Source organism: Winogradskyella undariae (assembly GCF_013285155.1).
Taxonomy (GTDB): Bacteria; Bacteroidota; Bacteroidia; order Flavobacteriales; family Flavobacteriaceae; genus Winogradskyella; species Winogradskyella undariae.
The window spans coordinates 41,465-52,886 of record NZ_JABTEL010000011.1; the positions used below are offsets into that span (position 1 = coordinate 41,465).

The following is an 11,422-nucleotide window of genomic DNA, read 5'->3' on the forward strand; positions in this document are numbered from 1 at the left end:
TACTTTTAAAAGCAGATCTTGACATTTTATCGACTATTCTAGGTGATCTTCGTTTTTTTTAGGCCTTATAAAAGTATGGTTATAAGTTTGTGAAGCTATTAACCAAATTTATATAATTATGAAAAATATTACAAAGCGCTTCTTTCCATTTTTTTGTGGAGTTGCTGCATTAATGACAATTAACTTGAATGCTCAAAACACACAAGATAGCTGTAATGCTATTGAAGTGATTGCATCTACTCAAGGAACTACATCTTCAGGAGCTCTTGTAAATGCAAATCGTTCAGATGTGAACGCTGCTTTATACACACCAGACAAGTCTAACGCTGCTGGAGGTTTTTATTCTTTAGGTATAAATGGAAGTATTACCCTAGGATTAGGAGGAGCGGTTTACAACCAACCTGGAACTGACATTACTATTTACGAAACTTCATTTAGTGGAGATAATTGTGGTGGTAGTGATGACGAAATGGCTTTAATCGAATTATCTCAAGACGGTTCAACATGGGTTGAATACGGAACTGTTTGTCGTGATGGTCTTATAGACCTTAATGATGTTGATTTAGAGTATGTAACACAAATTAAAATTACAGATGCTACAACAGGATCAGGTGATGGTTACGATCTAGATGGTATTGAAGCTGTAAACGGCTGTGAAGAAATACCTAGTGAATTTTGTTATGGTTCTACTGCATTTGACTATGTACCTGGATTAAATAGTGACGGAACAACTTTTAATGTTGCTGAACGAATGGATACTAACAAAGCTTTAGGCTTACCAGAAATGGATGATTCAATGAACTTTTTATCATTAGGATATGGTGGTGAAGTTACTATTGGTTTTGATGGTGTTGTTTACAACAATGAAGGACCAGATATCGAGGTTGTAGAAACTACATTTGGCAATGCTTCTTTTTCTAACTACCCAGAATCAGCTGATATTTACGTATCTCAAAACGGTATTGATTTTTATCTTATCGGATCTGTACTTACAGATAACGCAGGAGACTTAGATATAAGTAACGCTCCTATAGCTCTTGCTTATATTACAGAAGTAAAAATTGTAGATACAACGCCTAGCGGTTCTATTTCTGAAGATGGTTTTGATTTAGATGGTGTTATTGCTTTAACAGGTTGTAACGAACTTATTGAGCCTACACCTGCTGGATGTTATCCTGTAGATTATTTTAACTACGTAGAAGGAACTAAGAAAAATGGTGGTGTTATTGACGCTATTAGAACTGAAACTCCTGAAAACACACTTGGTGCACCAGAAGGAACTGATGATTATGTATTTACTACACTTGGTTACGGTGGAGAAATTACTTTAACATTTGGTGGAGCTGTATACAACCAAGCAGGACCAGACTTAGTCGTTGTTGAGACTACATTCCAAAACACTTGGGGTTGTGAAACTTATGGAGAATATGCTGATGTATACGTTTCTGCAGATAACATCAACTTCCATTTTGCAGGTACTGTTTGTAAATCTGATAACGCAATTGATATTTCTGATGCTGGTGATTTTGATTTCATCTACTATGTGAAAATTGTAAACAACAATGAATTATCTACAACTGAAGATGCTTACGATCTTGATGGTGTAATTGCTGTTGGAACATGTGAAGAATTCAATTACGCTGCTTACGCAGATGAGCAATATCGTTTATTAAGTGTTGACCAAATAAGTGCTAATGATTTAGGTGTAACAACTCACCCTAACCCTACTAGTACTGTTTCATATATTGAATTCACTCCAAAAACAACAAGCAATATACTTATCGAAGTATTTGATATAAATGGTCGTAATATTGGTCAAGTTTTCAATCAAGAAGCTTATTCAGGTCAATCTTATACAGCTGAATTTAACGTTAACAATTTAGCTTCTGGACTATACATCTACAAAGTAACAACTGGTAACTCTAGTATTACTAAAAAGTTTGTAGTTAATAAATAAGAATATAACTTATTAGTTATTCTAATTACTATACAAAAAGCCTCCTGAAAATACATTTTTAGGAGGCTTTATTTTTTCTATTAGTTTATCATCTGTTTTAGCTTTCAACTAAAAAATAAGTGCTTATCTTATGTTTAAAAATAATCTATAATTATCTTTAACTATAGCAAGTACACGCTTGAGATAAAAACATCTTATATTATATAAAAAATAATTAGAAAGAGCTCTATGCTGTAATATTGAGTCTTCATACTAAAGAAGTATTTCTAAGTAATATATTTATTACCAATACAGCTTTGACCTAAATATTAGCAAAGTACTAATGAACAATAAGCAACACAAGAAGTCGTTAGTTGTTTCACTATAAAGAATATCTTTTTACATTTACTATATAACAAAGCCTCTTGAAAATGTATTTTCAAGAGGCTTTGTTTATACTTTTTATCAAAAAAAAACAATCACAAGTTTACCTAATAGTTCTCTTATTAAAACTGATGACTACCTAAGAGTTAGGAATATAAAAACTATATAAGCACCAAATAAAAGCATTCCTTTTACCCTCCCTATTTCAAAACGTTTTGGTATCATTATAAACGGAATTAAAATAGCAGCAAAACCAATCATCCAAAAGATATTAGTCGATAAGATCTCAGGAGTATTAGGATTAACTACAATAGGTTTTATCATTGCTGTAAGACCTAAAACAGAAGCAATATTAAAAATATTAGAACCGATAAGGTTTCCTAAAGAAATCGCTTTTTCTTTTTTAACTGCAGAAATTACAGAAGCCGCCAACTCAGGCACACTTGTACCAATAGCAATTACAGTAACAGAAATTGCATAATCACTAATACCTATTGATAATGCTAATTCTTCAGCACCTTCCACTAACCAAAGTGAACCAAAATACAAACCTGCAGCACCTATTAACAACCAAATTGTTATTTTAAAATTAGAAACAACAGCTAAATTATCATCAACTTCTTCCAAATTTTCTTTTGTAGATCTTCTAGAACTTCTAATTAAAACTACTAAAAAGACAACTAAAGCTATCAACATAATTAAACCTTCAATCCATGTTAAAACACCATCATTCTTTAAAAAATAGTAAAGCACAAAAGATAATAACATCATCATTGGCCAATTCAACTTGTAAAACTCTTTATCTACAGCTAGTGGAGAGATCATAGCTGTAATCCCTAAAACCAATCCTATATTAGCAATATTAGAACCAATAACATTTCCTAAAGCAATATCAGAAACTCCATCTAAAGCCGCCTGCAAGCTCACTAATAATTCTGGTGCAGAAGTTGCGAAAGACACAACCGTCATCCCAATAACAAGTTTTGATATTTTTAGTTTAAAAGATAGCCCAACAGAAGCTCTTACCAAAAAATCACCACCAACAACCAAAAAGGCTAAACCTACCAACACTAAAACTATACTCATCTTCTATCTGAATTTAATTCACAAAGATAATATTTCATTTGCACACAGACTAAAAACTACACTTTTCGTTGAATAACTATTATTACAGTTTTATAACTGTAATAATAGTTATATATTTATCCCTCAAGATTAAAACACTTATTTTAACTATGCAAAAGCTCACAAATAAAGAGGAAGAAATAATGCACATACTGTGGAAGTTAGAAAAAGCTTTTGTTAAGGATGTGCTAGCGGAAATTAATACTGAAAAACCTCATTACAACACACTTTCTACCATAATTAGAAACCTAGAAGAAAAAGGTTACGTGAGTTATAACGCCTATGGCAAAACTCATCAATACTTCCCTATTGTATCTAAAGAAGATTATAAAACAAAATTTATGAATACGGCTATTGAAAATTATTTTAATAGCTCTTATAAAAACGTGGTTTCATTTTTTGCAAAAGAAGAAAAAATAAGTGTTGATGAGCTTAAGGAAATTATAGCTTTAATAGAAAACAAAAAATAATTATGGAATATTTGCTAAAAGCTTCAGTAGTAATCGCAGTATTCTATTTATGTTATTATCTACTTTTAAAGAAAGAAACATTTTTTCAGCATAATAGATGGTTTTTATTAATCGGTTTAATAATTGCAATAGTATTTCCTTTAATTGTTATCCCTGTATACATCTCAATAGAATCTACTACATTACAAGAATCTATATTCACAACATCCGTTAATCATTCAACTTTCACAGAAGATGTCGTTGAAACCACTTTTAATTGGAAAGAATTAAGTTTAATAGTATATACAATTGGTTTATCAATATTCTCGATTCAATTTATATTTCAGTTTGGTTCTTTAATAGTTCTACTGATAAAAAACCCAAAATATAAAGATCAAAATTTCACATATATAATTGTTAAAAACAAAATTTCACCATTTTCATTTTTTAAGTGGATCGTTTACAATCCTAAATCTTACAAGGAAGAAGAACTTCAGTTGATTTTAATACATGAAAAAGTACACGCTACACAATTACATTCTATAGATATTTTACTAACGCAATTAGCCTGTATTGTATTTTGGTTTAATCCTCTAATTTGGTTGTACAGAAAAGAAATACGACAAAATTTAGAATACATAGCAGATTTAAACACACAAATATCTACTAGCACAAAAAAAGAATATCAGCATTTATTATTAAAAACAAGTATTGCTAATCACAATACACTTTTATCTAATAACTTTTATAATTCATCAATCAAAAAACGAATATTTATGTTAAACAAAACGAGATCAAAACAAAAAAATCAATTGAAATACTTGCTTATGTTGCCACTTTTAGCTGGTTTACTCATTAGTATGAATAGTAAAAAGATATATCTAGAAGCTGAACTCCTCAACAACATTGAACCAATTAACACAAAGGATTCAATTACACACGAAAGCATAAAGCTAAAGTTCACCAACCAGATGAATGATGATCGCCTAGAAGAATTTAAAACACTTTTAGAATCTAAAGGTGTAACAATGAAAATAAAAAGCTTAAAACGTAACCAAGACGATAAAATTAGCTCAATAAATATTGTTTTTGAATCTAAAAATAGAACAACCAACTATAGTTCTAAAATTAAAGAAGGAATTTTACCTTTCTATTTTGAAATGACTGACGAAAGTATTGAAGTTTATAACATTAAAGATATTGAATATAATGAAAATACATTAGTTGCCGCCTACAACATCCAAAAACCAAATGATACGTTATACTTTAAAACGATTGATTCCGCAAAGGTGCAAAGCTTATCTAAAGAAAAATCTGACTTATACTATGAAGGTGGTAAAACTTTAAAAATAACCACTAAAAATGATGATCTAATAATTAATCAACCCCAAAAAAAGTATAAAGCTATTTCAACTGCAACTAACAACAATCAAAAACCTTTAATAATCATTGATGGAAAAGAAGCAGATTATGAACTACTTAAATACCTGAATCCTAACCTTATTGAAAGCATGACTGTTTTGAAAGACAACAAAGCGATTGATGCATACGGTGATAAAGGTAAAAATGGGGTTATAATATTAATAACTAAAGAAAATACAACTGAGAAAAATACAACCAAAACAAAAAACAATAATCCATGGAAAGCCATTGGTAAATCAGAAATAAATAGCTTCACCTACATTGATGATGAAACCCCTTCAAAAAGTGGATCTATTGCCTATATTTCAAAATCTTCAACAGATCAAATTTTAGATTCTCACACAAATGAACTTAAAAGAATTGGAATCACAGTTAAATATTCTAAGTTAAAAAGAAATAAGGTTGGAGAAATTACAAGTATAAAAATTAGTCTTGAGGATAATGAAGGATCAAAAAGTAGCGCTACATGGAAAGTTACTAATGGTATTCCGGATATAGAATTTGGAAAATCAGAAGGATCCTTAATCGCTAGAACCAAGTAAATAAAACCATTTTAAAACAAAAAAAAGAGCCAAACTGAATATAAACAGTTTGGCTTTTTCTATTAAAGTATTTCTACTACTTAATTAACAATAACCTTCTTAATTACAGAACGATTCTCACTGGTTAATTTTAAGATATATAAACCCGAAGCGATATCTAAGTCTAGATAATCATTTACAGTCTGTATACGCTTTAAAAGCTTTCCTTCTACTGAGTAAACCTCAACATTAGCCGCTGCATTTAATCCAGAAATATAAACACGCCCTGTTGTAGGATTAGGTGTTAAAGTGACATCTAATAATGCATTATCTTCAACACTTAAAGCTTGTGCCCATGCATCACCAACATTATCTCCCCAAATATATTCTATCAAATCTGGTTGATCTATAAAAGGATTTCTGTTTTTCTGCCAATTATAAACCACGTTATTTCTATTCATTTCAAAATCATCTGGCGGATCATTTCTATGCCACTCAAGTAGAGTTGCTAAATCTCCAAACTCACCAACATTGCCATCAGGATAACCATTTACGATTTCTAGACCATTATAACGCACAGCCATATAAAATACACTTCTGGCTACATCACCTTTAAATTTTCCTGCTGTACCGGTTGGCCCATTATACTCACCATAAAACTGATTATTTCTTGAACTATTCTCTGGTCCATCTGCTGCTCTTAATGCATGTGCATCAGAATTACCATGACGTAATGAATCTGCTTCTGTTGTCCAATAAACATCAATTCCATCAGCAACCTCATCTTCTTCTATGCTATCAAAACCACCTCTAGATCTAGGAAATGTATGTTCTCTATTCCATTTCCCTGTATTTATAGAACTTGTTTGGTAATCTAACTTGGCACGACCTTTTTCTAAGTATACCAACCATACTTCATTACTGTTTTCTGGATTTTGATCTGCTTCTTTTAAAATATCAATAATATCTGCATAAGTCTGTGCTCTTACAATAGATGGATCTGCAATAATATCTTGTAAAGCCTGTCTTAAAGTAACATCTGCTAAGCCATCTAAACTGTTGTAATAACCAGTTGGCTGTGTAGTTTCAACAATACCGAAAGTAGGTTCTAAAGGTGTTCCCCAAGCTGCAACAACAAAATCATTATCCACAACTCTAATTTCTATATCTCCATTATTAGCTATAATTGGCTCTACTAGATCTAAAAATCTAATTTTTAAAACCTCATCACCTTCATCATCAGCATCATCAACTAAAGTAATTGTAGTTGTCGCTGTATTCTCTCCTGATAAAATAGTAATATTTGTATTTCCTGTATAATCAGAAATGTCAAAACTATCATTATCCAAACTTATATTAAAGTTTAAATCTGAATCTACATTAGTATCTGCAGTAAAGATAATATCAAAAATTGCACCTTCTTCAATTTGAGTGTCTATAACAGAAATAGCAATTGAATTTACAGCAATACCTGAACCATCATTTTCTCTTCTTGGCGTTGGTGTTACAGAAGAAAAGGTTACAACTCCCATTTCATCTACAAATCGTTGAATAGATTTAGGATTAGCATTGGTACCACTATCATTATATTGCATTGTTTCTCCTAACTTCTCTAATAAATCCGTAGCATCAGAATCATTAGTTCCGTAAACCATTGCATCTATTAAATTATCTTGAGTAGCTATAGTTCCCTCTAAAAAGTCTGATGTCAAAGCTTCATAGATACCTACAGCATCTGGTCCATTTTGAATTACGTTTTCTGACATTAATGCCTGAGGAAAAGGCGTAATATTAGAACTCCCTATAACTAATAAACCATTAATATCTGTTGTTAAACCATTTAAATTGTACGTAAAATAGCTACTATCACCTCCACTACTCGATCCATTAAAGAACACTAAAATGTATCCATCAGTAGAAAAATTAGGCGTTTCTGATTTTAATTCTATAAACTCTTGAGTATCTACACTTGGACTATCAGCATCTAGTTCATTAATTACCAAAACCTGAGACCAACTGACTCCTGAAATTAACAGCAGTACTAAAATTGTAATTTTTTTCATTATCATTTTTTTTACAAATATAAACTTATTCTCAAGCCACAGGTTAACACAAAATTAAATACGGAAACACAGTTATCAAAACATACAATCTGCCATAATTAAAAATTCAAAAAAAAGATGAAATTTCAAATTTTAAGCTTATTAATCAATAATCATGTCTACAATTAATAATAACACTCCAAAAACCCCTTTAGAAAGTTACAATAAAAAACACTTATAAGATATTTTAACTATAATTTAAAACACATATATAGACAAGTCACTAAATATTATAACTAATTACATCTTTTTAGATATAAATTAAAATTCAAACTCATCAATTATTACAAAAATACTTGGAACATAGCAGGTTGAATATTTATATTGAAAACTCAATCAATTAAACATTGAATATTACTAACCTCTAAAACCAAAAATTATGATCACATTAATCTCTCTAGTTATTGAAATAATCATTTCAACAATTTAACAACCTCAAAAAAGGTAAAGCTTAGTTCTAGAATAAGTTTTACTATTTTTGTCACAAATAATATAGCCTAAATAAAAACTAACTTTCGTTACAAATAAAAATTATGAAGACTTTCATCTTTAAACTTATCGCAAAAGTGAACAAGGCTATTCTTCCTAGTTACTCAAAACAACAATTAGACCTTAGTAAAGCGACTAAAATCCAACTTGCTATAATAGGTTGGCGTGTCTATATTACTAAAAATGCTATTGGATAAACGTTCTAATAAAAGCATTTTTTATTTCATAATTTCTTGTTAAAAACATCAAAAAAATATGTACTTTTAGTACTCTAAATTTTTTCAGGTGACATTTAACATTCTTACTTTTCAAAAAGCGATTTCAAAATCAACTTTAATTATTGCACTAGCCTGTTTATCAACAAGTTTATCATGTAAAGAAGAACCTAAATACGAAGCTATCAATGACAAAACTTCCGTTTTTTTATCAGGAAAATTAATTCCTGACGATCATTTTTTGGGTGATAAAAACTGTAGAGAATGCCATCAAGAAGAATTTAAAGATTGGGAAGGTTCTGATCACGATAAAGCCATGGAAATTGCAGACAGCACATCTGTATTAGCAGGTTTTAATGGTGAAAAATTTACAAGCCAAGGTATTACATCTCATTTCTTTAAAAAAGACAACGTTTACTATGCAAATACGGAGGGTCCTGACGGAGAATATCACGATTATAAAGTTATTTATACTTTTGGGATCACACCTTTACAACAGTATATTGTTCAATTCCCAAATGGACATTATCAATGTTTAAGAACCGCTTGGGATTCCGTTAAAAATAAATGGTTTGATCTATATCCTGACTTTAAAGTTGTACATTCTGAATGGCTACATTGGTTTAGAGGTGGTTTGAATTGGAATAATATGTGTTCTGACTGCCACTCTACGAACGTTAGAAAAAACTACGACAAAGAAACCCATAGTTACGACACTAAATATGCCATAATCAATGTTAATTGTGAAGCCTGCCATGGAGCCATGGACCGGGTAAACAACATGTAGAAGATGTTAATAGACTTGGAGAAGCATACAATTCAACCGGAACTATGCAAATGACCCTGGATACTAAACCAAAAGAACTAGTAGACCAATGCGCACGTTGCCATATGAGAAGAGAACAATTCTCTACTCACTTTAATTTTGAAGGTACTTTACTCGATCATTATTTCCCTCAATTACTTGTAGAAAATCTATATTTTCCTGATGGACAAATCCTCGATGAAGTATATGTTTATGGCTCTTTTGTTCAAAGTAAAATGTACCAAAACAACGTTACTTGTAATAATTGTCACAATTCGCATTCCTTAAAATTAAAATTTGAAGGAAATAACCTTTGTGCACAATGTCATGAACCCGCAAAATACGATACGCATAAACACCATTTTCATGAAGCAAATACCGAAGGTGCAAAATGTATTAATTGCCACATGACCGGAAGGTATTATATGGGAAATGATTTTAGAAGAGATCATAGCTTTAGAATTCCGAGACCAGATTTAAGTTTAAAATACGGATCTCCAAATGCGTGTACAGGATGCCACGAAGACAAAGATGACAAATGGGCTTGGGAAAAATTTCAAAAACAACATGGCGCTGTAGATTCTATTCATTTTTCAGATAAATTAGCTCCTGGTATCGCTCACCATCCAGATGCATATGCTGGTTTAGCAGAATTAATAAATGATAAATCAGAACCAGAAATAGCAAGAGCTTCAGCTATTAAAGTGATTTCAAATTACAGTTCAGATGATTTAATAGATCAATATCTTACGTTATTAAACGACGAATCCCCTTTAATAAGAGCTGCAACTGTTGATGCTTTAAGCGAAGCAAACACTACAGATTACACTAATTATTTCTTACCATTACTAGAGGATCAAAAAAGAACTGTAAGAATTAAAGCGTTTTATGGACTTGGTGGTTTAACAGAATTACAAATACCAGAACAATACAAAGAAAGCTATCAAAAAGTTAAAAAAGAATTTAATGCTTATTTAGACCATAATTCCGACTTTGTTGGAGGTAGAATAAAAAGAGCGAGATATAATATAAAACAAGGAAATTTACAAAAAGGAATTGAAGGCTACAAAAGTGCTTTAGATATTGATGAATTAAACAATCAAATAAGATTAGATTTAGCTAACCTTTATTACAAGGATCAAAATTTTGAAAAAGCAGAAGAAACGTTTAAAAAGGTTATTGAGCAAGAATCAGAATATGGCCCTGTATACTACTCTTTATCCTTATTATATGCTGAATTAAATCGTACAGATGATGCTATTAAGCAAATGAAAAAGGCTATTGAGTACATGCCAGATAATCCACGTCCTTATTACAATTTAAGCTTATTATATGGTAAAATTCAAGACAGTAAAAATGCAGAACAAACGCTTTTAAAAGGATTAAATATTGACCCTACCAACGAAAGTTTACTATATGCATTGGGTTATCATTATTCTAGCACTAACCAATCAGAAAAAGCTAAAAACATTTTAAATCAATTAGTCAGACTGTATCCTGATAACAGACAGTATGTTAATTTCTTAAATCAGTTTGAGTAGAAATATTTACCTCATTAAGATAAAAAAGAGATTATTCAACTTTTAATGAATAATCTCTTTTTTTGTTCCGATGCGGAAACAACGTTCTTTACCAAGATAAAGCTGATCTCCATGTTTTTCTGACCAAAAGCCGTCTAATAAATCTTTAGTCATACATTTATAAACCACAACTCCTTTATAAATATTTCCATCATCACCTTTGTAATTAAAGTTAATGACTAAAATATTTTCATTAAAAAAACCCGTTCCTAGCTGTATTTGATTATTGTTAATGTTCCATTTTGCAATAATTCTGTTATTCAAATCTAGAGATAGCTTTAATATCCCTTTATAAGTTCCGCCCTCTTCATCTTGATTATTTCCGATTATTTCAAATTGCCCTACTAGATCTTTTACATTCATATTTTCACCTTTCGATTACCTCTAACTCTTC

At 30.7% G+C, this 11,422-nt stretch carries 9 protein-coding genes; 6 read left to right on the forward strand and 3 right to left on the reverse strand.

The window, feature by feature from the left end; all coding sequences use genetic code 11:
• Window positions 1-118 precede the first annotated feature (118 nt).
• Entirely contained in the window at window positions 119-1,957 is a 1,839-nt protein-coding gene (locus HSX10_RS14385) for a T9SS type A sorting domain-containing protein (protein WP_173588941.1), read from the forward strand.
• A 498-nt stretch (window positions 1,958-2,455) separates the two neighbouring features.
• Here HSX10_RS14385 and HSX10_RS14390 read toward each other — a convergent pair whose 3' ends face one another.
• Window positions 2,456-3,406, reverse strand: a complete 951-nt coding sequence (locus HSX10_RS14390; RefSeq protein WP_173588942.1) for a calcium/sodium antiporter — start codon at window positions 3,404-3,406, stop codon at window positions 2,456-2,458.
• Between the two features lie 149 nt (window positions 3,407-3,555).
• On the opposite strand from HSX10_RS14390, the gene HSX10_RS14395 reads away from it, so the two are divergent.
• On the forward strand, window positions 3,556-3,915 hold the full coding sequence (locus HSX10_RS14395) for a BlaI/MecI/CopY family transcriptional regulator (protein ID WP_173588943.1): 360 nt from the start codon (window positions 3,556-3,558) through the stop codon (window positions 3,913-3,915).
• Window positions 3,916-3,917: 2 nt separating this feature from the next.
• On the forward strand, window positions 3,918-5,858 hold the full coding sequence (locus tag HSX10_RS14400; protein WP_173588944.1) for a M56 family metallopeptidase: 1,941 nt from the start codon (window positions 3,918-3,920) through the stop codon (window positions 5,856-5,858).
• 80 nt (window positions 5,859-5,938) lie between these two features.
• Here the strand turns inward: HSX10_RS14400 and HSX10_RS14405 are convergent, their stop codons facing one another.
• The gene (locus HSX10_RS14405; protein ID WP_173588945.1) at window positions 5,939-7,900 is read right to left on the reverse strand and encodes an endonuclease; all 1,962 of its coding nucleotides are present in this window, start codon (window positions 7,898-7,900) and stop codon (window positions 5,939-5,941) included.
• A 572-nt stretch (window positions 7,901-8,472) separates the two neighbouring features.
• Here HSX10_RS14405 and HSX10_RS14410 point away from each other — a divergent pair.
• The 3 genes from HSX10_RS14410 to HSX10_RS14415 all read left to right on the forward strand — a co-directional run bounded on the left by HSX10_RS14410 (window position 8,473) and on the right by HSX10_RS14415 (window position 10,989).
• Window positions 8,473-8,625 (forward strand): SsrA-binding protein, encoded by a 153-nt coding sequence (locus HSX10_RS14410; RefSeq protein WP_173588946.1) that lies wholly within the window; start codon window positions 8,473-8,475, stop codon window positions 8,623-8,625.
• Window positions 8,626-8,713: 88 nt separating this feature from the next.
• Window positions 8,714-9,430, forward strand: a complete 717-nt coding sequence (locus tag HSX10_RS18770; protein WP_367651276.1) for a multiheme c-type cytochrome — start codon at window positions 8,714-8,716, stop codon at window positions 9,428-9,430.
• Window positions 9,431-9,474: 44 nt separating this feature from the next.
• Entirely contained in the window at window positions 9,475-10,989 is a 1,515-nt protein-coding gene (locus HSX10_RS14415) for a tetratricopeptide repeat protein (protein ID WP_254453249.1), read from the forward strand.
• A 42-nt stretch (window positions 10,990-11,031) separates the two neighbouring features.
• Here the strand turns inward: HSX10_RS14415 and HSX10_RS14420 are convergent, their stop codons facing one another.
• Window positions 11,032-11,391 carry a hypothetical protein gene (locus tag HSX10_RS14420; protein WP_173588947.1) on the reverse strand — a complete coding sequence of 120 codons (360 nt, stop codon included), beginning with the start codon at window positions 11,389-11,391 and terminating at the stop codon, window positions 11,032-11,034.
• Window positions 11,392-11,422: the final 31 nt, after the last annotated feature.